Origin of the sequence: Plantibacter sp. M259, assembly GCF_006065115.1 — a bacterium.
Taxonomy (GTDB): Bacteria; Actinomycetota; Actinomycetes; order Actinomycetales; family Microbacteriaceae; genus Plantibacter; species Plantibacter auratus.
The window spans coordinates 680,959-705,337 of record NZ_CP040750.1 but is presented as its reverse complement, the minus strand read 5'-3'; the positions used below and the strand labels follow the sequence as shown (position 1 = coordinate 705,337).

16 protein-coding genes and 2 pseudogenes are annotated in these 24,379 nt (G+C 63.4%); 9 read left to right on the top strand and 9 right to left on the bottom strand.

The features are described from left to right. Positions 1–21: 21 nt before the first annotated feature. From FGL15_RS03185 to FGL15_RS03170, 4 genes are read right to left on the bottom strand one after another with little or no spacing between them, the layout of a single operon-like run. Positions 22–1,176 (bottom strand): hypothetical protein, encoded by a 1,155-nt coding sequence (locus FGL15_RS03185; protein ID WP_138944922.1) that lies wholly within the window; start codon positions 1,174–1,176, stop codon positions 22–24. Then, on the bottom strand, positions 1,176–1,970 hold the full coding sequence (locus FGL15_RS03180) for an RNA polymerase sigma factor (RefSeq protein ID WP_168223291.1): 795 nt from the start codon (positions 1,968–1,970) through the stop codon (positions 1,176–1,178). The genes FGL15_RS03185 and FGL15_RS03180 overlap by 1 nt, the downstream gene beginning before the upstream one ends. A gap of 13 nt (positions 1,971–1,983) precedes the next feature. Beyond that, positions 1,984–3,000 (bottom strand): hypothetical protein, encoded by a 1,017-nt coding sequence (locus tag FGL15_RS03175; protein ID WP_138944920.1) that lies wholly within the window; start codon positions 2,998–3,000, stop codon positions 1,984–1,986. After that, a complete protein-coding gene (locus tag FGL15_RS03170; RefSeq protein ID WP_138944919.1) occupies positions 2,993–3,241 on the bottom strand; it encodes a hypothetical protein in 249 nt (82 codons plus the stop codon). Before FGL15_RS03170 ends, FGL15_RS03175 begins: the two co-directional genes overlap by 8 nt. An 81-nt stretch (positions 3,242–3,322) precedes the next feature. Between FGL15_RS03170 and FGL15_RS21405 the strand changes: the two genes are divergently transcribed. After that, on the top strand, positions 3,323–3,859 hold the full coding sequence (locus FGL15_RS21405; protein ID WP_138944918.1) for a helix-turn-helix transcriptional regulator: 537 nt from the start codon (positions 3,323–3,325) through the stop codon (positions 3,857–3,859). Between the two features lie 199 nt (positions 3,860–4,058). Then, the gene (locus FGL15_RS03160) at positions 4,059–5,465 is read left to right on the top strand and encodes a HEPN domain-containing protein (protein WP_138944917.1); all 1,407 of its coding nucleotides are present in this window, start codon (positions 4,059–4,061) and stop codon (positions 5,463–5,465) included. Positions 5,466–6,061: 596 nt separating this feature from the next. On the opposite strand, the gene FGL15_RS03155 is transcribed toward FGL15_RS03160, so the two are convergent. From FGL15_RS03155 to FGL15_RS03140, 4 genes and pseudogenes are all read right to left on the bottom strand, one after another. After that, a complete protein-coding gene (locus FGL15_RS03155) occupies positions 6,062–6,535 on the bottom strand; it encodes a DUF1273 domain-containing protein (RefSeq protein ID WP_138944916.1) in 474 nt (157 codons plus the stop codon). Continuing rightward, complete coding sequence (locus FGL15_RS03150) at positions 6,532–7,476, bottom strand: caspase family protein (protein WP_240773753.1); 945 nt, start codon at positions 7,474–7,476, stop codon at positions 6,532–6,534. The genes FGL15_RS03155 and FGL15_RS03150 overlap by 4 nt, the downstream gene beginning before the upstream one ends. A gap of 16 nt (positions 7,477–7,492) precedes the next feature. Continuing rightward, a complete protein-coding gene (locus FGL15_RS03145) occupies positions 7,493–7,870 on the bottom strand; it encodes a TIR domain-containing protein (protein ID WP_138944914.1) in 378 nt (125 codons plus the stop codon). 358 nt (positions 7,871–8,228) lie between these two features. After that, positions 8,229–8,820 (bottom strand): annotated as a pseudogene (locus FGL15_RS03140) (recombinase family protein). A 344-nt stretch (positions 8,821–9,164) separates the two neighbouring features. Between FGL15_RS03140 and FGL15_RS03135 the strand changes: the two are divergent. The 6 genes from FGL15_RS03135 to FGL15_RS03110 all read left to right on the top strand — a co-directional run bounded on the left by FGL15_RS03135 (position 9,165) and on the right by FGL15_RS03110 (position 21,883). After that, on the top strand, positions 9,165–16,007 hold the full coding sequence (locus FGL15_RS03135; RefSeq protein ID WP_138944913.1) for a PA14 domain-containing protein: 6,843 nt from the start codon (positions 9,165–9,167) through the stop codon (positions 16,005–16,007). A gap of 629 nt (positions 16,008–16,636) precedes the next feature. Further along, complete coding sequence (locus FGL15_RS03130) at positions 16,637–16,843, top strand: hypothetical protein (protein ID WP_138944912.1); 207 nt, start codon at positions 16,637–16,639, stop codon at positions 16,841–16,843. A gap of 161 nt (positions 16,844–17,004) precedes the next feature. Next, positions 17,005–17,154 (top strand): hypothetical protein, encoded by a 150-nt coding sequence (locus FGL15_RS20175; protein WP_168223290.1) that lies wholly within the window; start codon positions 17,005–17,007, stop codon positions 17,152–17,154. Between the two features lie 493 nt (positions 17,155–17,647). Continuing rightward, positions 17,648–18,013 (top strand): hypothetical protein, encoded by a 366-nt coding sequence (locus FGL15_RS03125; RefSeq protein ID WP_138944911.1) that lies wholly within the window; start codon positions 17,648–17,650, stop codon positions 18,011–18,013. Positions 18,014–18,181: 168 nt separating this feature from the next. Beyond that, positions 18,182–18,847, top strand: a complete 666-nt coding sequence (locus FGL15_RS03120; protein ID WP_138944910.1) for a hypothetical protein — start codon at positions 18,182–18,184, stop codon at positions 18,845–18,847. A gap of 2,529 nt (positions 18,848–21,376) precedes the next feature. Continuing rightward, positions 21,377–21,883, top strand: a complete 507-nt coding sequence (locus FGL15_RS03110; RefSeq protein WP_138944909.1) for a DUF6301 family protein — start codon at positions 21,377–21,379, stop codon at positions 21,881–21,883. A 22-nt stretch (positions 21,884–21,905) separates the two neighbouring features. Here FGL15_RS03110 and FGL15_RS03105 read toward each other — a convergent pair. Next, positions 21,906–23,329 (bottom strand): annotated as a pseudogene (locus FGL15_RS03105) (MFS transporter). A gap of 173 nt (positions 23,330–23,502) precedes the next feature. On the opposite strand from FGL15_RS03105, the gene FGL15_RS03100 reads away from it, so the two are divergent. Further along, on the top strand, positions 23,503–24,372 hold the full coding sequence (locus FGL15_RS03100; protein ID WP_370282012.1) for a helix-turn-helix transcriptional regulator: 870 nt from the start codon (positions 23,503–23,505) through the stop codon (positions 24,370–24,372). The last annotated feature ends 7 nt before the right edge of the window (positions 24,373–24,379 follow it).

Genomic DNA, 24,379 nt, shown 5'->3' with positions numbered 1-24,379 from the left:
TGAGCATCCGCATTCTGCGGACTACAGCCCCGGATTCGCATAAGCGACGTCGATGTGCACGTGATTGCACGTGTCCTCGAACTCGTCGAAGTGCGCGAATCCGGGGCTGTTCCGGCAGTTGGACTGCCCGGCTCGTGATCCGGGCGGCACGACGGAGTCCAGGAGTGCCAACAACTGCAGAGACAGGCCGTCACCGCCTGTCACGGAGCTGCCATTGAGCGCGTAGATATCTACGGCCATGCCGCCGCCGTCGCGGTAGTGCGAGGAGTTCTCGCCGGCTCCCTCGAGCGAGCCGGTGCAGCGTCGGTTGAGGTCGGACACGGCTACCTGCTTGAACGTGTTCAGTGCGACGAGCAGGATCTGCATGATGCGGGAGTCGATGCCGCAGTCGGCGAGCGCGGTTCCGTTCGCGACGTTGCGGAGCTGCTGGAGGTAGTCGCTCCCGACCAGGCGCCCTTCGTCCATCGCGCTGACCAGTCGGAGGGCAAGTTCGCGGTTGTCGCCGTCGATCGGCAGGTAGTTGCAGGCTGCGCCCACGGTCAGTTGTTCGTCCGTGAGCTCTGGTTCGACGACGGCGAGTGCATTCCGGGCTGACGCTTCTGCACCAGCGACAGTCGGCGCTTCCGCGTGGATGCCGATGGTCGACAGCCACCACCCGGCGGGTTCGTCGATCCAGGCGGGGTCGCTCATGATCCCTGGTCGGTTCGCGCTGGACCCGGTCAGGATGAGCGCGGTGGCAGTGGCGGTGTCCTGCAGCTGCTCGGCTGTTCCCCACCCACCGCGGACGGTGCGCCGGTACACGCCGAGTGGTGTGTCATCGGTGATCGTGTCGGTCGTCGAGGCAGTCATGTTTGACGCCGCGTACGCCGCAGTGAGTGCTGCCAGCTTGGCCATCGGCTCCGGAGTGATCGCCGCCGCCGCGTCGACGATCGCCGATACGAGGAGTTGTTCGGCGACCACGAGCGGGCCGGTCGGCTGTTCCGCCGGCACCGTCCCGAGCGACGCGCAGTGCGCTTGCCGCAGCGCACTCCCCGTCGGGACGAACAGCGTGATGGCGATCGCGGGTAGCGCTGCAGTCGCGACGAGCCCGCCCAGCAGCAGCGCGAGCGCCCCGCCCAAGACCTTCTTCGGCCCGATCGCCAGAACGACCTTGACCGCGAGCATCGGCGCCGCCATCAGATGGACTCTCCATCCAGGATGCGTGCGGCGAGTGTGAGCAGCTTGCGTACGTGAGCGATCCGGCTGTGAACCCGGTGCTTGCTCAGGCCGGTGATCCGCGCGACAGCGGCTGCGTCGCGCATCATGGCCGGCTGGAAGAGCGCGATTGCTCGCAGGCCGTCGGTCTCGGGAATGCACTCGATCGCGGACTGCCGCGTGTTCGGGTACCCACGGTCGGTGAGGCGGAGCGCGGTGTTGGCGGTCCAGGCAGCGGCGGCGATGTTCTCCCGCGCGGTGCGGATCGTGCGGGGTGAGACGCCGATGCGTTCCGCGACGTCGGCACGGGCCTCGTCGGTGAGCATCAGTTCGATGGCGATCGTCCAGTCCCGTTCTGACACCGTCTCCCGCACCCACGCGATACGCCGGCGCTGCTCGAATCGGTGCACCAGAAGGTCCAACGGGTCGCCGCCTGCTGCCGGGCGGTCCGTATCGAACTCCGCGGTGAACCGTTCACACTGGATTGCAGCTTCGCGCCGCGTCGCGAGCACGACCTTGGCTGCGATGCCTTGGGCATAGTGACCGAAGGATCCCCGGGTCGGGTCGAAACTCTCCGCTCGTCGCCACGCGACGACTCGGATCTCCTGCATTGCTGCGTCGATCTCGCCGTGGAGAGCGTGCTGGTTGAGTACGCGAGTCACGTAGCCACGTGTGGACTCGATGGCGGCGAGGAAGACATCCAGCCCGATGCGGTCGATTGCATCGGACGATGCGGTGAGTAGCGATGCATCGACCGCAGCTGTCGAAGCGGGCACCGCCTCTGCAAGGTCAGGCCGATGCACGGTCACGGTCCTTTCTCCAGTCCGGACGCTCTTCGCCGCAGGTGCCACACACCTCTCGGAAGGTTCCGACGAACCGATGTCCGTCCGCGCGGCACTCAGCTACCGTCGGCGGGCGATTGCCGATGCGTCTGAGACCCGGCGGGGCGAGATCTCCGCCGTCTGAGTCACCAGCATTCGCGGGCCATCGATGAGGTTCTCTGGCGATGGATCGGCCGACGTATGCGACCGGATCACCGACGGGACGTGACGAACCATGGATCGCATCGACGCTCGCCGCCAGAACGTCGACCGCGGACACATTCACCGATGGCGCGTGCTTCGCCAGCCACCGCCCCACGGCGGCGAGGCTGAGTCGAGGGTGCAGAGCCTGCGCCGCCAGCTCCAAACCGGGAGACGTCGAAGAAGAATGGTGTTCTGGGGATTGATGTTCTTTAAGTGGCGGGAGAACCGTCGATGGTTCGGCCTGTGAGGAAGACCCGACGTGGTCGGCAGCGGAGACGGCTCCCGACGCTGTGCCGTGCAGGGATGGAGAGTCGGATTCGTCCCAGGCATCGAAGAGCGGGGGAGGGAAACCCGCCAAGGTATCGGCAGCGCCACCATCGGATGCTAAGTCCGGCTGGGGTGGATCGAGGAGAATCAGCAACACGCGGCGGTGGCCGGCGATCGATTGCCCGGCGGCATCGACAGTCCCCGCTGGATGCCGGTGCTCCTCGACACGAAGGAATCCCGCGGCCTCGAGCTTGCGTCGGGCTGCCCTGAAAGCGTCTTTCCCGAGGCCGAGGTCTCGCTGGGCTCGGGACTGCGTGATCCGATATGTGCGTCGGTGCGTGACGAGGTAGAGCATCAGGGAGAACGCGTTCCCGACGATGCGTGGATCACGCGCCCACCAGTTCCGGAACTGGGCGAACTCGCTCTCGAAGTCGAACTCCGGCCGGATGAACTCTGCCTCGGTGATCGAGTACTCCCGAGGACCCATCGGCATCTTCTCTGCGGGCTCAGACACTGGTGGGGCCATTGGCCGCTGCTGCAGATGATGGCAGGAGTTCAGAGCCTCTTAGCCCAAGGGCGGCGCCGATCCGGTCGAGTTCGGCCACGGTGAAGTCGAGCTGACCGGCGAGCTTCAGCCGGAGCTGTTCTGGCGGCATCCCGACTGCGTTCGCAAGTTGGGTTTCCGTCTGGCCATGGTTAAGCAACGCGTGTTGGACGCGTTGAGCGATCTGCTGGGAGAGGGGGATGGTGTCCATTTGGTCACCATAGGAACCACTTGGTCGACTTGTCAAATATTAGATTTGTGTGGGTGAGTTCTTGTTTGCTACGGTGGCCGGATGGACATCGCCTTCGACTTCAACGACGCGGTGGCCGCTGAACTCCGCCGCCAACGCGCGGCTCGAGGTATCACCATCGACGAAGTCGCGAGGCGTGCCGGGATGGTACGCACGACGGTGCTGCGCTACCTCAACGGCAAGCGCGCCATTCCGATCGGCGCACTCTACGGCTTGTCGGGAGCTCTGGCTGTGGAGGCCCATCGGGTGGTGGCGGCAGCGGAAGCCTCATGCGCTGCGATGTCTGCGGCGAATGGCATCCTTGTAGTCGGCGTTACCGACTCAATGGACCCCGAGCTTCGACCCGGGCATATAACCCGAGTGCGGTCGCGGGGGAGGGCGAGCGCTCGTGATAATGCGCGGGTCGCGCCCGTGCTCACTGCACGAAGCCCCGCGGATGGCGGGGCTGGGGGCGGGGACCTACCTGACCATCGGGGTACAGGCTTAGCGCCCGCCTGCGTGGCTGTCTCTGGCGATACTAGGCGACGCCTCGGACCCCACCGCAGTGCGCCTGATGCGGCCCATAATTTGATCGCCTGAGTAGCTGCCCGAAGAGAGTACCCGAACAAACCGATGATATATTAGGGGCCTGCTTTGAAGTAAGATATCCGCGGACGGCGGCGCCCGGGGTCTTGGCTTGAAATCCACCGCCGACGCCGGCGGGTTTAGCCGGTGTGTAAGGAAAGCTCACCGAGCGGCTGGCCCGCAGCTCGGCTCTGGGAAGCGCCAGACTGGGGCCATGGACTCTACTGAACTGCATGGTACGTGGTGGCTGCCGGGCGAAGAGGACCAACCGCAGCATGGCACCGCGATGATCGCCGCGAACGGGACCGTCGCTCTCACGCTCATCGGTGGCTTCGATCCCAGCGTCAAGCAACAGATCGATGACACCTTCGCAACGATCTCCGTGGGCCGGTTGTTCCCACTTGTGCTCGGCGAAACGCAGCAGGGAAAGGTGTCGCTGGTCAACCTGCAGACCTTGTCTGCCAGGGGCGGCAGTTTCGGTTTCAGCCGGCCGACGCTCCACCGACTCCACGCACAAGCCGCCCTGGTTGGCGCCCACCTGAGCGACCCGGACGAGCGAGCGTTCCGCCGCGCCGAGCTTCGCTTCGAGCAATTCACAGACTGGTTGCAACCCGAGAACATGACGGGGAGGGTGCACATCGATGGGAGTACGTCGACTGCAGAAATCAACTCCGCGGAGCCCCAGCGGGCGGAGGTCGACGGCTGGACGGTTGAGGCCACCGTCGAGAATCGTCACTTCCGCTACCTGCACAGGCGTGATTCGATTTCCCTGACCGGGGACGTCACCGCAGCGATCGTCGTCACCCCCGCAGAGTCCGCTTCGTACAGCGATTTCAACACCATCATTCAGTCGTTGTCGGACCTGATGACCTTGGCCTCAGGAATGCCATCGGGTCTGATCAGCATGAAGCTTCTGCACGCGGAACCCAACCGATTCCGTTTCCCGCGCTCCGACGAGCACATCGACCGACGCGTGTGGGTCACGTTTCATGCCCGACGTATCCACGAGGCGCGACCGGACGAGCCGGCTGTGGATGCAGCAGATTTTCGTTTCACCAGCCAGGATCTTTCGTTTAAGGAAACCATCGAGACCTGGCTCCCCCTGCGCGCGAAGGCCCGGGCGGCGTGCAACGTTTTCTTCGGCCTCGAGTATGATCGGCCGGCGTTCCTGGACATGCGGGTGCTGCAGGTCGCTATCGCCGCAGAGACCCTCCACGAGGATCTCCGAGGTTCAGTCACGGACTTTCCCGACTCAGAATTCAAAGTGCTGAAGGAGGATTTGCTCGCGGCTACCAAAGATGAACGGCAGCGTGCCTGGGTGAAGGAGAAATTACGCAATGCGCCCAGCTTCCGCGAACGTCTTCTCGCCCTCGCCTCCATCCCCGTACCAGGGACCATGGCAGCGTTCACCGAAGACCAAGAAGACTGGGCGAGACGCCTGGTGAAGGTCCGGAACGGGCTCGCGCATGCTGGGAACGCGCGAGGTGAACGCAATCTGTTCGCGTTGATGCTCGTCACGACTGCGATCCTCAACACCGTCTTCCTGACCGAGCTTGGTGTGCCAGCGCAGGTCATCGACCGCGCCATGACGCGGAACTTCTATCTACCGCCCGATAGCTGACCACCCGCTCCGGGCGCAGTGCAAGCGTTCATGCCGGTACGAGCTTCACTTCTACGCCCGGTTCGTGTCTCCCTCGACTTCCTTGACTACAGCGATGTTCACCAAGTCGATTTCCTGCTGCTGCTGCTGCTGCTGCTGCTGCTGCTGCTCGCGAGTCGCGAACGCAACGTCCCTGATGCGTGCGACAAGCGGGTTTCGTTAGCGCGGCAGTTGCGTGCATGCAAGCAGCTCGATAGGCATGCTTTGCGCCTGACCGCAGCGAAGAACTCGGATGCTACATCGACAACGCGATGTCGACTTTGCGCGTTCGCTAGCCCCTGAGCGCGACTGGAGGGAGGAAGCTATGGCGAACGCATTTAGCTGGCGACTCCCTTGGCTTACCCAGCCCGCCCAGAAGGATCGTTCATGGTGGGTTAGCAGAATCAGCGCGCAAGGGGCCGTAAACGGTCTCCGGCGGACTGCTGTTTCGCCGACCACAGGGCATCTGGGTCTGAGTGTGACTGGTTCTGCCGACGGCGACCTATGGTGCCGTGGGCACGTGGTCAACCACCTGCGGCACTAGGCAACATCCGCTGCCTGCTCGGGGACAGTCCGCGTCAGCGGCTGACACCTGCTGGCCAGATGATGTGTACTGGGAGGTGCTGGGCGCGGGCGTAGTTTACGGCGTCGGCGGTGCCGCCCTGGCCGCGGGCGGGTTCTCCGTCCCAGACGGCGAGGAGGATGTCGCTGTGGTCGACGACGCAATGTCCGGCAGCATCGTAGGCTCCCTCGCTCGGCGCGTCGAAGGGCAGCTCCTCGACGCTTACCGCCTCGCGCAGCAGACGGAGATACTGCCTGAGGGCATCGCCTTCGAAGGTGGTTTCATAGTTGCTTGCGGGGATGACGGCGTGAAGTCGGCCGCCACTGTCCAGCAGGATTCGGGCGAAGAGTTGGTCGGCGCCGCCTGCGAGGCTGCTGTACCCATCAGCGGGAGCGGGCAGCTCGGCAAGGAACGCTCGGATGCCATCTGTGATGAGTGGGAGCGCCTGTGCGGGGATGTCTTGGTGGCCGGTAACGCCAATGCGGGTCATATCCGCTCCGAGCGTGCGAGCTGCCAGTAGTGCCGCCCGAGGGGGGTGAGACGGCAGCCGGTGGAGTTCATGGCGGCGTAGTAGAGGTGGTCTTCGCCGACGGGTTCCACGAGGCGGCAGGCGCGGAGCCGTTGAAAGGCTTTGAGGATGGCTTCGTGCTCGGGTTGTCGCGGTTCGGCGGTGTCCTCATAGGACGGGTCGAGCGGGTAGTCGTGGTCGACGATGGGAAACCAGGTGGGGAGGTTGCGGAGGTCGCTGAGGGGGACGCGGGGGTCACAGACGCGAATGTCGTGGAGACGGTCGATGTTGGCTTTGAAGGTGGGGCGCTGTTCCCAGGCTCCGAAGGATTCGGAGAGGTAGGCGTAGAGGCCGGAGACGTTGACATGGCCCAGGACGTCGGCGGCGCCACCGTCCAGTGCTCCTTCGAGGTAGGTGGAGAACAGGCCTCGACCGGCAGGTGTCTCGGCGGAGGTCTGATCGTCGCGGCTCGCGGTGAGTACGGATAGGCCGGGCTTTAGGTTGGCGAGGGTCGTGCCAAGGGAGGCGATGGTGGTTGCGCCGCCGGCGAAACAGCAGTCGAGGATGACTACGATCTCCTGTACCGGCGATGCGATGATCCGTTCGAGGACCTCGCTGAACTGCACACCGGGGGTGTGTTCGGTGCCGTCGCTGGTGACCAGCGCGACGTCCCCGCGGACCGGAGCCCCGTGACCGGCAAAGTAGAACAGCGCGAACTCTGCCCCAGGGGCGAGGGTCGCGTCGATCATGGGCAGCAGCTCGTCGCGGGTGACCCGGGTGGAGGGGTCGGTGGCGGTCACAATTCTGCAGTCTAGGTTGATCGAGACATCCTCGTTACGGGCGAGAAGGGGATGCAGGGCGGTGGCGTCGTTGGCGCAGCCGGCTAGCTCGTTGTAGCGGTCGTAGTAGTCGATGCCGACCACTAGTGCTCGTTTCATCTCAGAGGCCGTCGATGAAGTCGGCGACGTTGTCCCACGTCCAGGCCATGCATTGAGCGGAGCCCATTTGGGTCGGCTTGGTGCGGTAGCCGTCCTCGATCCAGATGCCGATCAGCGGCACACCCTCTTCCACGGCGCAACTGATCTCCCACAACTGGCCGGTGGCCATTGGGGTGCTGCTGCTGATGAGTGCGATCACGCCGTCGGAGCGGCGAATGCGGGCGCGGACCTTTGCCTTCCACTCCGACGAGTACGGTTCCTTGACGGACATGTCGGTGAACTCGAACGGGGTGTCGGGGTGGACGCGCTGTCCGGTGAAAAGGTTGCGGGTGGACTCGTCCTCTTTCGCGAACGCGATGAAAACCGTCTTGGATGCCATGGCTGATTCTCCTTTGAATCGATATGTTGACCTCAGGGTACCGGCCAGCTCCGACATCGCTCACGATCAGATGCGAATGGTGCGATTGGTGCCGATGCGCTTGACGCTACCGGTGAGCCATGCGGATAGATCGGTTGATCTCCGCCGCGGCCTCATCGGGGCCCGTGTGTGTGCCGGCAGCGACCTCGAGCACAGCGCCATCCCCGAGGCGGGGATGAGGTCGCGTCCTATCGAGATAGCAACACGCATCGGCTGCTGTGAACGATCGTTTCTGAGCAGGGTCGACCCGATGCCGTGGTGGAGTTCCGCGGGCGCCCGGTGCTCAGACCTCATTGCCCAAACCGAGCTGCTCGAAACCTCAGTGCGCAGGGATTCTGCTCGCGGAGTCGGTCTGATGACAGTAGAGCGTCGCGACGCTCCAGCCGACGAGTGCGGCGGCCTCCGCGGCGGTGCGGCCACGGCTGCGGGCTTCGGTAACGATGGCGAGCTTCTCCGCGATGGCTGGGGTTGACTGGTGGGCGCCCGAAGAGGGTGCCTGATTCGCGTGCCGCGGCGATACCAGCGTTCACACGTTCGACGATGAGCTCGCGCTAGTACTCCGCCAGGGTGGCAAGCATGTGCAGCATCGGCCGGCCCGTCGACGTCGCGGGGTCGATCCCATCGGAGAGCGATCGAACGTGGATCCCGCGGCCGCGCAGAAGCTCGACGGTGTTGAGGACGTAGAGGAGGGAGCGGCCGAGTCGGTCGACGCGCCATGCGATCACGGTGTCGCCGGCGTCGGCGTACTCGAGCAGTTTCGTCATGCCGGGGCGCTCGATCGCGGTCTTGCTGGCGGAGGTAACGTCCGCGAACACATCCCGTTTCTGGACGCCGGCGTCAACGAGTGCGTCGAGCTGCAACTGCGCGTCCTGGCCGGCGGAGCTGACTCTGCTGTACCCCATCTGCCTCATCACACCTGCACGTCTCAGAAGGCGTGGCCGGACTCGACGAGACACACCTTGCCCTGAGATGAGTTTTCGAGACAGGTGGCTGCCGGTGAGATCTGCAGCGTTCCGGGCTTGAGTTCGCCGCGGCCATTGATGCGATCCGTGTCTCGTAAACCTGTAGGTTCCTGACGCATCGAAGGCCTCCGGATGATGAGCGTTGGGGCGACCGTGGTTGTTGACCCAATCTTGTCAAGACTGACACGCGTACAAGTGAAATCACGCAGTCGATGTTGCGGTGATCTTCAGGTTTCTCGTACCTTCGGCCTCGTTGCTCTGACTTTGGGGGATATGTGGCCGCTCGACGGTTCATGCGTGCGGTGCTGGGTTTTGCGATTGTCGGAGCGTTGGTCGGAACCATTGCGCAGCCTGCCGCTGCTGACGAGCCCGACGAGCCTGGGCAACTCGGCGAATCGTCGGTTTTGGAACCGGCGCTGACCGGATCCTCGGAGGACGCTGCGCTTCCACAGGGCGAGGCACCTGTGCCGATGGAGATTGAGAGCCTTCCTCAGCCGGCGGAACCGGTGGAGGAGGCGCCCGCCCCGGATGCTGATCCCGAGTTCGACTCTGTGGATGAGGTGGATCCTTCGTCGGCCGAGGTCGTTGACCGGAAGGCCTACTCGGAGACGTACGAGGGGCCGGACGGATCGAACGTCACGAAGTTCTCCGACGTGCCGCTGAACGTGAAGATCGATGGCGAGTGGAAGCCGGTCGCCACAGATCTTTCAGGTCGCGGTCCGTTCCAGTGGTTGGGCCAGGGCGGCGCTGAAGTCGTGCAGCACCCCCTCGCTCCTGTGTTCGCTGGACGAGCGGACGAATCGCCGCTGCTTGCGATCACGAAGAACCTCCGGGAGATCACTTTTACTCTCGAGGGAGCCTCTGCATCGCCGCTGCAGCGCGACATGTTTCCCTGGAGCGATGTCAAGGAACGTGCCGTTTACCACGACGTCTTCCCGACTACGGACCTCGTGTACGAGGTGACCCCGGCCGGCGTCAAGGAACTCTTCGAGCTCAAGGCGGCGCCGGGCGCGTCGGGTAAAGCCTCATGGCAGTGGCGAGTTTCCACGGCTGGACTCGATGTACGAATAGATGGGAACGGCGACATCGTCTTCGAGAACGAACTTGGTGTGCCAGAGCTCGCCATCCCACGTCCGACGATGTGGGACTCGGCAAGCAAGAGGGGCGATCGGGCAAACGCCCAAACCAATGTGGACGTCAGCGTCGAGCAGGACGGCAAGGATTGGCTTCTCTCGCTGGAACCCGACCGCAACTGGCTGAACAGCGCTGATCGCGTCTACCCAGTCTTCGTTGACCCAGACCTTTACTCAACAGCGGCCGAGACTCACACCTACAAGACCAATGGTCAGTACAACCACAATTATGGAATCCAGGTCGGAAACACCAACACGAACGGCACCTGGCGCGCGCTGGCGTTGTATAACTGGGCATCGATCTCGGGCAAGCAGGTTCTCGACGTGCAGGTCGGCCTGGCGGGCCAATCGCGTGATTCAACGACCACCGTACGGGCCGGAGGCTTGTGGGTTGCGACAAGCTTCCAGTACAACTCACTAGGCACCTTCCTCGGCAACGCCACTTACAACAATGGCAACGGGCTCGTCGACGATGATCGACTCACCAGTCAGGTTGCAGCGTGGACCCGAGCTGGCACGACGGCGATGCATTTCACATTCACCGGTGAGGAGTCCAACACCTACACGTATAAGCACTATCAGGCGTCTCAGATGTACGTCTGGTGGAAGGAGTACCCCACCGGTGGCACCGTCGATTCTCCGACGGCTCCTGCACACAATGCCATCAACACGAACCTGACACCGACGCTGAAGATCAAGGGCGTGACCCCGGCGCCCGGCACTTCGCTGCAGTACCTCTTCCGTCTCAGCGAAAATCCCAACCCGGACGTCGGCACCGTTTGGGATTCCGGATGGCTGGCCCAAGATCAGATCCAAGTTCCCGCGGACAAGTTACTCCCCGGCCGCAAGTACTACTGGCGTGCCTTCGTCAGAGATAACTACGACGGCGTGTTCGGAACGTCAACCACGCGACCGGTTGGCACGTGGGCTTTCACCACGGCCAATGTCCCCGTGGTGGACAAAGCTTCCTCCCAGCCACAGGACCGCAGTATCACAGTCACTGACTCGCCCGTCCTCGCGGTCGCAGCGCCACCAAATCCAGCAGGCCGTGCGTTGAAATATCGCTTCCGCATCGCGACCGGACCCGACACCAGAACGGGAGGGATCCTGTTGTCGAACTGGTTGGACGCCCCTCAGTGGCAGATACCAACGGCATCGCTGCAGGACGGAACCACCTACTCTTGGACCGTTCTGACGAAGGATGTGGGATACGACGTCGAGTCGACAACTCCCTGGGTTGCCACCTTCACCGTCAATAAACGCTTGGGGGCCGACAGCATCTCGCCCACCGACGTCGCCGGATCCGTCGCCGTAAACCTGGCGTCGGGGAACGCGAACGTGCAGTTCTCATCACCCACCGTCTCCACCGTCGGCGGGCCGATGGGAGTCGGATTCAACTACAACTCGCTCACAGAGTCGAACGCCGGACTGAAGGCCGAGTACTTCGACGCCACCGCCAAGCCTGGCCAGACCCAGACCTACGACTTCGCAACAGCCACCCGGGTGCTGCAACGCACGGACAAACTCATCAGCTTCAACTGGGAGACAGGGTCGCCTGGCGCCGACTCGCCGGGCGCGAGCGTGCCCGCGGACCGGTTCTTGGCGCGCTGGACAGGGTTCATCTCACCGAACGTCGCCGGCGACTACTACTTCGGCACGCGACAGGACGACGGGGCGAAGCTGATCATCGACGGAACAACGATCATCAACAAGTGGGCGAACACAGCATTCACTCCGGCACCGGTCTTCGCGACCACCTCAAAGACCCTGCCAGCTGGACCGAAACCGTTCCAGTTCGACTACTACGAGGCATCCGGCCCCGCAGGAATCGAGCTGTGGGCGAAACTGGGCCCGAACGGTGCACCCTTCATCGTGCCGGCGTCATGGTTCACGAAGTCGCCCGAGATCCTGCCTGACGGGTGGGCGACCTCGGCGATTCTCGCCGGCGACATCGGCAGCTACACGAGAGCTCGTGTCGAAGAGGGGTCAATTACCCTCACTGACTCGAAGGGTGGAACGCACTCCTACACGCGGGCTGCCGACGGCGGTTACCGGCCACCCGCAGGGGAGACGGGAGTCGTCTCCCTGTCGAGCAACAAACTCGTCACCTTCACCGATGCAACCGGCATCGTGCACACGTTCCGAGCTGATGGTGTCATCGACCAAGTCGTCAGTCCGATCGACATCGCAAAACCGGCCGCGCCCGCGCTCGAGTACAACGCTCAAGGGCGAGTCAAACGAACCTATGACCGGCTGAGTACTTCGGCGGTGCCTCGGGACATCCGGTACTTCTACGGAGGGGACACAGCTGAGGCTCCGTTGACGCGCGCGGACTCGAACCTTGCGAACTCCGCCTGCCCAGCCCTCCCCGGCGGCAGCGAAGCTCCCCTCGGCTTGCTGTGCCGCATCGTGTATCCAGGTCACCGGCCCGGTACGACCGACACCACCCGTCTGTTCTACGACGCAGCCGGCCGTTTAATTGGGATCCAAAATCCGGGTAACCAGAATCTCAGCTTCAGCTACGACGCCGACCGCCGACTCACTGCCGTGCGAAACGTCGCCCAGAACGATTGGCTGCTCGCAGATTCCAACCGAACCGCAAGCAACACAAACCAAACAGTCATTTCCTACGACGCCGCTGGCAAGGCAGCCGCGGTGACGCTAGCCGCACCGGACGGCATCAGCGCGAACCTACAACCCGGGCGCAAGTACACCTATCAGGCAGGGACGACGATCGTGAACGCGGTCGCGGACGACGGGTCCGACGCCCTCGCGCGAACCGTCACATGGGATTCCGCGTGGCGTGGGGTGAGTGAGACCACACCCTCGGGACTGAGCTCCTCAGTCGAGTGGAGCAGTCGAGACCAGATTCTGTCCACAACGGACGCCACGGGTCGAATGATCACCAACCTCTACAACCAGTCAGATCTCCAAACCGATTCATACGGGCCCGCGCCGGCGTCCTGCTTCGGTTCCGACAAGCGCCCGCTCTCAAGCTGTGCAACGGCGCCGGCGCATACGTCGACGAACTATGACGAGGGCCTACGCGGCCTCTCCACAGCCTGGTACAACAACCAGACCTTGAGCGGCGTCCCGAAAGTTATGACGCAAGGAATCCCCACAGTCCCGAGTGGCCTTGTAGAGAAAGACTGGAGTTCCGCCTCACCGGTCTCCGGGATCGCCGCAACCAATTGGTCCGCTCGCATGACGGGAACGATCACCTTCCCCGCCGCGGGCAAGTATGAGTTCCAGACCTACTCTGACGATGGCTCCCAGGTCTGGGTCGACGACAACCTCGTCGTGAACTTCTGGCGAGGCGGCGCATGGGCACCGTCACCCGTGGGCATCGTCAATGTCGCCGAAGCCGGCCAGGTGTCCCGAATTCGCATCCACTACTACCAGGACACCGGTCCAGCAGCGCTTGTTCTCAACTGGAAAGCACCCGGCAAGACGACCTTCACCGCCGTCCCGGGAACTGCCCTGAGCCCTGCATACAACCTGGCAACATCCACAATCACGGACGACTCGGCACCACCTGGTGCACCTGCCGGCATCGACAACACTGACGTCCCCGCAAGCAAGACGACAACCTCGTACGGGGCATCACCCTGGCTCGGGATCGCAACCGAGACAGCTCTCGACCCACAAGGGTTGAACCTGCGCACCCAGGCTGGACACTCCGATACCTACAACCGCCGCACCTCACGCATGCTCCCGGCGGGCGTTGCCTCTGGACAATCACTCGCAGTCGCTGGGACCACCTACAGCTACTTCGGGGACACCCAAACGATCAAGGCGGCCCTGCCTGACGATCCACAAGTGAAGGACGCCAGCTCACACATCTGCGGGATCCCCAAGACGACCGCTCAGTTCGGTGCGTTGAAGAAGTCCACCCCGCCAGCCGGGGCAGATGGCGCCCGGGCTGAGACGCAGTATCTGTACGACCTGTGGGGCCGAGAGGTCGGGACGAAACGCTCCGGCGACGCAGATTGGACCTGCACGATGTTTGATCTGCGCGGTCGCAGTATTCAGACCGAATATCCGGCGACTGCGCAGCAGGTCACACGAACGGCTGTGTTCTATTACAGTGTCACCGCGCCCCTCACCATGATCGCGGGGGACTCCGCCGGTGCTATCACGACGACGGTCGACCTACTCGGTCGCACCACCACCTACGCCGACGTTTGGGGTGCTGTCACCGAGACTCGATACAACCGGCTCGGACAACCGACAACGACGACACTCAAAACCCCCAGTGGACCAGCTCAAACGTCGCAATCCACCTTCGACATCGATGGGCGCCTCACCGGGGTCACACAAGCGGGCATCTCGGCGACGCCAAGCTACGTGCAGGGCGAACTTGCGTCGATCAGCTATAGCAACGGGGCATCCCTCGAGGGAGTCCAGCGCAACGGCGCTGCGGCACTCACCGACCAAACCTGGTCCTTCCCAACCGGAGAAGCGGTCACCGATTCTGTCCTGCGATCCCAGTCGGGCAGGATTCTCTCGAACACACTGCTGGACGGGGACGAAGCGTACGAATCCCGCTACTCCTACGACACAGCAGGCCGCCTCGTTGCCGCAGCAATCCCTGGCCACAACCTCAGCTACGGTTACGCAGACGGCTGCGGCGCTAACACTCGAGCCGGCATGAATGGCAACCGAACCTCCTCCACCGACCAGGTGGTCGGGGGAGGAACCACCTCGACCGCGTACTGCTACGACTGGGCCGACCGACTGACGTCCTCACAGATCAGCGGAGCAGCCGACCCGACTCGAGGGCCTGTGTCTCAAGGACTGGCGGCGACGTCGTTGGCATACGACGCCCACGGCAACACCACGAAACTCGCAGACCAGACGATCAGCTACGACATCGCAGATCGCCACACGAAGACGGTCATCCAAGCCGGCCCAATCGTCGAGTACCTCCGCGACGTCACGGGCCGCATCGTACAGCGAACAGAGACACCGTACGGGGGAGGGACGCCGACCGTCGTGAGATACGGCCACACCGCCTCCAGCGGTGGCGCCGCGTTCACACTTGACGGCGCCAACGCAGTGCTCGAGCTCATGGTGAACCTGCCGGGAGGCGTTTCGGTGACCATGCGCGGCGCGGTACAGCTGTGGTCTTACCCGAACATCCACGGAGACATTGTCGTGACCGCCGATGCTGGAGGTGCTCGAAGCCCGAGCGTTCACCGCTACGACCCGTTCGGGCAGGCGGTTGACCCAACCTCCGGGGTGCTCGGAACAGTCTCAGGTAACGACGCAGGACCTGACACGCTGACTGGTGATGCCGACTGGGGCTGGCTTGGGCAACACCAGAAGCTCACCGAACACAGTGGGATTATCAGCACCATTGAGATGGGCGCACGGCAATACGTGCCCGAGCTCGGACGGTTCCTCGAGGTTGACCCGGTCGAAGGTGGAGTCACCAACAACTACGACTACCCACCAGACCCCGTCAACCGATTCGACCTCAGCGGCGAACGAGCCTGCATCAACGAAGAGTGTCGCGGCCTCAAAATCGGACCGAACGGAAGCGTCACCGGAGAACGGCTCCCACCACGCCCTCAACCAGCCAAGGCGAAATCGTACGGCGACCGGGTGGCGGACAACTGGAACAGCACCTGGGCCAATGTTCCTGTCAACTGGAACAAGACATGGACGAAATTCTTCGACAACCCTCAGGCGAGATCCTGGGGCGACGCTGAGATTACTGCCACTGCCGGTGCATGCGCCGCCGTCTGCGCCAGCGCAGGGACCGGCGGCTATGCCTTCGGCGCTGCAACTGGAGCGAAGGGCTTCAACGGTACGATTACATTGGGCGCAAAGACCCCGAATGCCAACACCGTGAACTTCAGTTGTAGCGTCTCGCCCGGAGTCGGAGCCGTTGTCGGAGCCGTCTGGGACGGCGGGGATGGCTGGTATCCATACATCGGAATCGTAATCGGCACCACAGCTAGCTGTGGAGGCGTAGGGAATACGCCGTGGGCATGGTAAGAGGAGTGGGGCTGAGAAGATGGTCATAGCTGCAGTTGTCCTCATGGTCGTAGGTGTGCTCGCGGCGGTGTTCAGTCGGCCTGTCGATAGCTTCTTCAGGCGAGTTGGCGGCTGGACCCTTCCTAAGAACTCCGACTTCGTCCAGACACCTCGCCCAGGTGGGACCGTGGCTGGCGGGATCGCGTGCGCCTGCGTGGGAGTTCTTCTTCTCATCCGTTCCGGTAGCTAACCGGTCTATTCCTCGGGTGTCCGCAGGAGCTGGTCCATGACGCCTGGAACAAGACCTGGACCAAGTTCTTCGACAACCCGCAGGCGAACAAGTGGAAGGACGCCAGCTACTCAGCGGCGGTGAATGGGTGTGCGTTGGTCTGTGGCACGTTTGGGACGGGGGGGCGAGGCTTTGGAGCAGGAGTTAGTGCTCAAGCCGGAACCGCCGGAAAGGCGCCGCCTGGCGTCCAGTACGTTGCCACATGTTCTTTTTCGGCGGTCGGAGGGGGCTATGTTGAACTTGCCTGGGACGGTGGATCGAAGTTCACGCCGGGCGTTGGCGCAACTGTCGGGGCTGGTTTCGCCTGCTCGATCGTGCGAGTCACCCCCTGGTAGGAAGGGCAGCACTAGTGAATGTTGAGATGATGATCGGATCGGTCATTGTGCTGGTTGCAGGTCTGGGCCTGATGGTCTTCGCGCGGCTCTTCGAGCGGTACGCGGGCCCGCACCTGCGGAGAACCATCCGGCGACAGACGACTTCTCCCGACGGCGACACGGTTCTTTGGCGATGGCTTGGATTTCTTGCTGCCGTGTTGGCAACGTTCATGCTGATCAGGTCGCTGGGGTGATAGCGATAGTACGTAGACGCTAGCTCAACACCGCTGTGGCTCAGGAGAAAATTGTGTCCAATCCAACGTCTGGAAACGCAGACGAAACCCAAACAAGCGAGCCCACCTTCGGCGGGGGACGAGTGTGGCCCATCGCTGTGGCCGCTGGGCTCACTGCTCTGGTGCTGCAGATCATCCTCCGACTGACGATCGACCGGCTCACGTCAACGCCGACTCAGTTCTTTTCGGCCGATGACACAAACGAATCCCGCATCACCATGGTGTTCGGGATCAGTCTCTTGTTCATCTTTCCAACGGCACTCTTCCTCTGAACGGTTCGGGTGCTACGACGGGATGTGCTCGTCCATCAACGCATACGGTGGTGGTGGACGTTCTGGGCGCCGATCGCCTGGGTAAGCGCCGGCTTTGTGTTGAGCTGGGTATTCCTGCGTCTGGGCTAGTTCGGTAGGTCAGCGACGGGCCACTCGACAGGGTTGGCCGATGGAGGACTCTGCAGTCGGCCCGGCTGCAGGGGCCGGGGCCTCGTGTTCCATACAGTTTTACTCACCCTGGTAGGAGCGGATCGACTGTGCACGTAGAGATGTTCTTTGGGGCAGCGGTTGTGGGAGTAGCTGGTTTGATTTTGGTCTTCTTCGGAGAAAAATTCGATCGAATCGCTGGGCCGCACTTTCGGAGAGCTCTGGGCAGAACGGAGACACGGTCCGGCGGTTGGAGTCCAAGGTTGTGGTTCTGGCTCGGTATCGCGATGGTCATGTTTGCGGGGCTCATGATCTTCAGGTCCCTCTCTTGATGAGGACCGACGGAGTGAGACCCGAACCCGAGGACCGGCTGAGAGCGCCCGTTGGCCTCGCGCTGGCATCGGCGATTTGCGTCGTCACATTTCAGCTCTTTTCTCGTCCGCTACTCGACCAAATCGTCGCTGAAGTCATGAAGTCAGCGACCCTGGAAACCGTTCTCCGATCCGAGGGAGTCCTCGCATTCGGGTGGGTGCTCCTCGTTTTCTTGCCGGCGATCATGTCGGTGAGGATCTTCAAGAAGGCGCGCACCGACCTTCACAACCACGGCAAGGTCACGTGGCGGAGGACGTTCTGGTTCCCGACTCTCTCGGCTTGTGTGCTCGCCAGTGTCTGCTGGGTGTTCGCCATAAGCTCAGGATTCTCGATTGCGTAACATTGTGCTCGTCTCGTCTTAGGAAACATCGGCGGTTCTGAGCAGCTCGGGCCTGTTCTACGAGCTGACGACGGACAACCTCTCAACGCTCGCGCGTCATCTGAAGCGGTCCTACGTCGACCCGACTCGGATCGCCAAGTACACCATGTGGACCTACGGGAAGTGAATATGCGACAGAAAATTCGAGGAGCGGTCCTCCGAGAGGGGCAGTCTCTCCGGGGAGCCAACTTCGGTGATCTTCTCCTAGATGACTGCCGCACGCGTCTTGCTGAGGACTTCGATGCACGTCCGGTGATCGAGGATGTGTCGGTAGGGTCGCTGCGAGTCGCGAGCTGCGTGCTGGCTGGAGCGTTGCTGCGGAACGTGACGGTGGGTGGGTTGACTGGTGTCCGTGGTCCCGTGTTCATTGGGGGGTGTGAGTTCCACAACGTCTCGCTGTCCGGGGTTATTGGTGATGTGGTGATTCAGACGTTTGTGACCGCGAGAACCCCGGAGGAGCTCGCGATGTACGAACGTCGGGTCAGGGAAGCTGACCAGGCGGACGACATGGGCCTGGACATCAGTGGGGTCGAGGGTGCGATCTCGATCCAGGGGTACAGCTCTCACCGGATTCGGATCGATCCGAGCTTCCAAGCGGTCGTGCCGCGGGAGCGTGCAGTGAACGAGGCCTGGGACGACATCGATTTCGGGGAGTCCACGTTCTACATCGCACTCCAGGATGTGGTGAAGCGAGGTTGGAAGGACACGATTCTCTCGGCCAACAAGCGATCGCGGCACTTCGAGGAGGATGTGGCGATCATCACGGAGCTTCGCCGGCGGAGGATTGCCCTGTGAAGCGCCCACATCGCGTTCTCGGCGCCCTCGGCCTCAGTGGCCTCGTGCTCGCTCTCGCGGCCGGGCGCGCAGGCTCGAGCGTCGTTCCGGGAGAAGATTGCGCTGAGCTCGCGCAGGTGGCGAAGTCCTACGCCACGAACGTGTCCCAAAATGTGGCGGCACAGCGCTCATGATCGTCAGGTCTCTCTTGTGACAGGCTCGGAGGGCAGGACAGTTCCTGGAACCAGAGCCGGATGGAGATCGGCTGCCAGCCTTGCCCTCGCATCGGCGATCTGTGTAACCGTGTTCCAGCTCGTTTCTCGCCCGCTGCTGACCCACATTGCCACGAACATATCGAGAACATCGACCCTGGAGGTAGGCCTTCAGTCGAGGGCGGCATTCGTGTTCGGCTGGCTGATCCTCTTTCTCCTGCCCGTGATTGTGGCGGTGAGGGTCTTCAGGCGGGCTCGCGTTGACTTGAGCGAGCATCGTAAGGTCCGATGGATAAGTACGTTCTGGTTTCAGATCGTCGCTGGTTGCCTAGCGGGTAGCCTCAGCTGGTTGTTTGCCATCACCTCAGGATTCTCCCTTGCGTAGCCGTTGTCCTCGATGTCGGCGAGTGAACGCTGCCGCACCCGCATAAATCTCATTCACTGACAAAACGAAGATTATCGGTCCGATGTATAGATCCATACAGGCGGCGCGGTTCAGGCACCACCTCTTCTCGGTCACCAACGACCGCGGGAGGCTTACGCGAGACACGTGAGGGCCCCGAGACTTGCGTCCCGAGGCCCTCACGTCGAATGCAGATTCAGCTCATCGGACTGACGTCAGTCGTCGCGGGCGTTGATGGTCGAGACTCAACGATTAGCCAAAGGGCGAAGCCAAGCAGTGGGAGGGCGAGCTGGATGACGACCCAAACCGTCCTCGATCCCGTACTCGCCGTAGCACTGTGTCGCAGGCTCCAGACGATGCCGGCGGCCACGGCGACAAGTAGGATCACAATTGCCGCATAGTAGAAGAAAGTCCACTCGATAGGTATGGTTACGTCATTCGGGGCCGACATTGATCCTCCTAGGTCTTGAGAAATTGGAATCAAGGAGAGTCGAACGTCGCGCGGTCCTGACCAACCATGATCTGTACCCAGACTTCCCACGACCCCCACGGCGCCGACACCGTCGAGCCCCAGCGGGAGAACGCGTCGCCGCCTGACCCCTCAGTGTACTTGGCCTGAATATCCACGGGTCTTGCGCAGCTTGTTGGATAGACGCACTGCTGCCAGCCGTTGTAGGCATCGCTGATATAGTCTGGGCCCCCTGAACAAGCGTGTAGTCGGCTATGAATGCGATCTGAATGGTTCCCCACCAGGCAGTAACAGTGCATCCGTAGGCTCTGCTATAGCCGCTTCCCGACGTGTATGTGCACCCGCCGATGTCGCGAGCAGTCGCGTTCTTCGCAGGTTCGGTGGGCGCTTCCGTCGAGGTGACGGCGGGCGAGCCGTCAGCGAACCACTTCACGGTGACCTGGTCGCCATCACCTGCGTACGGCGCGTCACCTACCTGCACGTACTGGTCCGTTCGAACAGGCACGGCCCCGTCCGTCATGGAATCAAGAGGCTCACCATTCGCGAGCTTGCCGAGGAGCAAGTCGGATTCATGCGAGGACAGGCCCAACTGGGTGAATCCTGCCCTGGCATCGGCGAACGGATCCGCCGTTTCGGTCGCAGACGCGGGAACCGCAACTCCAAACAGAAGTAGGCTCACTCCCGCAGCGGCGGCAGTCGCGAAAATCGATCGTGGCCTCATGTAGCCCTCGCTTTCGTTCAACGGAGGACACCAGTTTCCACCCCCAAAGTAGGGTAGTCGACCCACAATGTTCAATCAATGCTGGTGTCCGGTCAGTGCTCGAGAGCAACCGAGTCGCCCCCTCTTGATCTCCGGAAACAGCCAGAGGCGTCGCAAGCGGAGCGTCGCGAGTGATGACGCCGAAGCTCATCTCGGGCGGCGACGAGGACGATTGAAAGGCTTGCCGAGTTGATCGATTCCTTTCGGCAGCCTGCGCGGACACCTTCGCAAACGATCGTTTCTGACCGCCCGCCAGTCGGTCCGGCGATGTGGCGAGATTCCGCTCGTGTCGGGTGCTCAGAACTCGGCGTCTAAACCCGAGCTGCTCGAAACCTCAGAGGGTGGGGTTTCGCCCGGGAGTCTGATTGATGACGGCAGGGGGCACAGTTTCACCCGACGAGCACGGGGGAGGGGGCGACGGTCGTCTCATTGGCGAGGTGTAGATGACAGCAACGCGGGACTGACATGACAAACTTAGGCGGACCCTGGCTTGGAAAAACCCTGATCAGCGGACTACCGCGGACGCCCATGGATCCCGTCGCCCTCACTCGTAATGAGAAGGTCAAGGGTTCGATTCCCTTGGGCGGCTTCACCAGCATCACCCGGCCGTTGCCCTGGAACACCCAGGTCAGCGGCTGTTCTAGTTTTCGGGACGCTTCCTCGCCCGCCGCCGAAGCCGGTGCGGAGACAGCCGTAGGATGACCGGATGGGTGCACTCGCCAGAGCCACGGACGCACAGATCGATGCCGTCTGCGAAGCCTTCACGTCGGTGTCGTGGCCGCTGGGTCGTGACGACTTCAAGGCGATCGCGGAGCGTCTCGGGTGGCAGCTCAAACTGGAGACGTCGAGCGGTGTGCAGCACCGTTCCGGGTATCACGTGAACCTGCCGACCGTTCGTTCGCTCGTCGCAGATGAAGCGATCGCCCAGGTCGTGATCGCGGTCTCCGACAAAAGCGACGACCCCGGCGCGCTGCGGAGTGCCGCTCAGGAGCTGCAGTCGGCGCTGAGCGGGCACCTTGGACAGCCCGCCGGTTCCCAGGTCGGAGACCCGTACTGGGAACTGGCGAACGGCGGCAGGATCTGGCTCAAGACGGTGCCCAAGAAGGTGCTGCTCGTCGTCGAGGACCGGCGGTTCGCCGACGTGGAGCGGGTCGAGGAGCGGCTGGGCATCGACCCCGGCCGCACGCCGCGCGTCGGTGACGATACTGCCTGATCCCGCCTGGTCGACTACGGCGTCATGAGGCCCCGTCCGCCGGCCTGATGAACACGCTCGCGATCGCGGTGAGGAGGATGAGCGCCGCGGCGATGACGAGGCTGAGCTGCAGCCCGGCGATGAAGCCCGTCGAGCCGGTGAGGAGCGCCCCGAAGACCGCGATGGCGACCGCGCCGCCGAGCTGGCGGAAGGTGTTGAAGACCGCACTCGCGGTGCCGGCACGCGATGCCGGGACGCTCGCGAGGACCACGGAGGTCACCGGCGGCATCGCCACGGAACCTCCTGCGGCGGTGAAGCACGCGAAGACACCCACCCAGATCGGCGACCCCAGGTGCGCGGTGGCGACGGTGCCGGCGAGCCCGACCACCATGAGGAGCAGCCCCGACACGATCGGGACGCGCACACCGAACCGGTTGGCGATGGTGCCACTGACGATGTTGCCGACGACGGCGAAGAGGGCCGACGGGAGGAACACCAGGCCCGCGAGCAGCGGCGGCAGTCGGAGCTGCTGCTGCAGGAACAGACTCAGGACGAACACCGTCCCGAAGTTGCTCACCATGAACGCGAATCCGACGGCGAGGGCGATGCGCATACCGCTCGATCGGAACAGATCCAACGGCATCATCGGGTGCGCGCTCCTGGCCTGGATGACGAGGAAACCGACGATGCCGACCAGCGCGACGCCGAGGCTGGCGACCACGACCGGACTGCCGAACCCGTCCGACCCGCCCTCGATGAGTCCGAACACCAGCGCCGTCGACGCGATGAGCCAGACGAACTGTCCGGCCCAGTCGAACGGCTCCGGGCGGGAAGGGGACGATGCGACCGTCCGGAGCAGGAGGAGCATCATGATGCAGACGGGCAGGTTGATCGCGAACACCAGTCGCCAGTCGATGGTCGTCAACGCGCCGCCGAGGACCGGCCCGAGTGCGGTGGCGACCGCGCCGCCGACCGCCCAGACACCCAGCGCGCGAGCGCGCTCGCGAGCTCCTGGGAACGCCTCACGGATGAGCGCCATGGACGCCGGCAGCATCAACGCCGCACCGGCGCCCTGCAGGACTCGAGCGGCGATGAGGACACCGATCGACGGGCCACCGCACACGCGATCGACGTGACGAGGAAGACGGTGATGCCGACGCCGAACGCCCGCTTCGCGCCGAACCGCTCCGAGAGGTTGCCGGCGACGAGCAGGAGGGCCGCGAACAGCACGGTGTAGGCGTCGATCACCCACTGCAGCGATGCCGTCGTTCCACCGAGGTCTCGCGCGATGCTGGTGAGCGCGATGGTGACGATGAGGATGTCGAGGGTGATCAGGAAGAACCCGAGCGCAGCCAACAGCAGCGTCAGGCGTTGTCGCGGCTTCCGGCCTGCACAGTCGGCGAGGCCATCGTCCGAGGTCGGCGATGACACGCGGTGTGCTGCCGCGTTCCCGTGGTCGATCTGCATCCCTCGATCACACACCACCGGCGACGAAGCAGGGATACTCCGCCAGGGCACGTCTCAGGGCTGCGCGAGCACGGGAGACGCTGCGTGCCTGCCCGGACGGCCTCCACGAGGTCGAGGATGGGTGTCCTGCGGGAACACCCCAGCGCCGGAGACCGCGTCATATCGTTGTCGGCATGGACAATCGAGACGAGGTGCGCGAGTTCCTGACGACCCGTCGGGACCGACTCACGCCAGAGCAGGTGGAGCTGCCTGGCGGAACGAACCGACGCGTACCTGGGCTGCGTCGCACCGAGGTCGCGATGCTCGCCGGAGTGAGCGTCGAGTACTACTCGCGTCTCGAGCGCGGGAACCTCTCGGGGGTGTCGGAGGCGGTCCTCGACGCGATCGGCACCGCACTGCGGTTGGACGACGCGGAGCGCTCCCACCTCACGGACCTCGCTCGGGCGGCGAACGAATCGCCGATCAGGGCCCGTCGACGGTCTGCGCCGGCCGGCGTGCGGCCCGGTATGCAACTCGCCCTCGACTCCATCACCGCAGGCCCGGCGTTCGTCCGGAACGGCCGGATGGACGTCCTCGCCGAGAACGCACTCTTCCGCGCGCTGTACGCCGACCTCTACGCGCTCCCCGAGCGCCCGGTGAACCTGGCTCGGTTCGTGTTCCTGCACCGCGACCTCGCGGAGGCGTTCTACCCGAGCTGGTCGACCTCGGCCGACATCAACGTCGCCATCCTCCGCACCGAGGCGGGGCGCAATCCGCACGATCGGGCCCTGCAGGACCTGGTGGGTGAGTTGTCCACGCGCAGCGAGGAGTTCCGCGTCCGGTGGGGCGCGCACAACGTCCGCCATCACACGTCCGGCGAGAAGGTGTTCCATCACCCGGTCGTCGGCGAGCTCCGCATGATCTACGAGGCGATGGAGCCGATGGACCAGCCCGGCCTGAACTTCCTGATCTACAGCGCCGAACCCGGCTCACCGAGCGAGGAGTCACTCAAACTCCTCGCCAGCTGGGCGGCCACCTCCGAACACCCCTCGCCCCACCACTGAAGCAAGG

What these genes read in the sequence shown, in the direction of transcription:
- FGL15_RS03110 (WP_138944909.1), top strand. Translation starts at nt 21,377, where the DNA reads ATGGGTGCACTCGCCAGAGCCACGGACGCACAGATCGATGCCGTCTGC.
- FGL15_RS03145 (WP_138944914.1), bottom strand. Translation starts at nt 7,870, where the DNA reads ATGGCATCCAAGACGGTTTTCATCGCGTTCGCGAAAGAGGACGAGTCC.
- FGL15_RS03100 (WP_370282012.1), top strand. Translation starts at nt 23,503, where the DNA reads ATGGACAATCGAGACGAGGTGCGCGAGTTCCTGACGACCCGTCGGGAC.
- FGL15_RS03155 (WP_138944916.1), bottom strand. Translation starts at nt 6,535, where the DNA reads ATGACCCGCATTGGCGTTACCGGCCACCAAGACATCCCCGCACAGGCG.
- FGL15_RS03160 (WP_138944917.1), top strand. Translation starts at nt 4,059, where the DNA reads ATGGACTCTACTGAACTGCATGGTACGTGGTGGCTGCCGGGCGAAGAG.
- FGL15_RS03135 (WP_138944913.1), top strand. Translation starts at nt 9,165, where the DNA reads ATGCGTGCGGTGCTGGGTTTTGCGATTGTCGGAGCGTTGGTCGGAACC.
- FGL15_RS21405 (WP_138944918.1), top strand. Translation starts at nt 3,323, where the DNA reads ATGGACATCGCCTTCGACTTCAACGACGCGGTGGCCGCTGAACTCCGC.
- FGL15_RS03120 (WP_138944910.1), top strand. Translation starts at nt 18,182, where the DNA reads ATGCGACAGAAAATTCGAGGAGCGGTCCTCCGAGAGGGGCAGTCTCTC.
- FGL15_RS03170 (WP_138944919.1), bottom strand. Translation starts at nt 3,241, where the DNA reads ATGGACACCATCCCCCTCTCCCAGCAGATCGCTCAACGCGTCCAACAC.
- FGL15_RS03130 (WP_138944912.1), top strand. Translation starts at nt 16,637, where the DNA reads ATGATGATCGGATCGGTCATTGTGCTGGTTGCAGGTCTGGGCCTGATG.
- FGL15_RS03185 (WP_138944922.1), bottom strand. Translation starts at nt 1,176, where the DNA reads ATGGCGGCGCCGATGCTCGCGGTCAAGGTCGTTCTGGCGATCGGGCCG.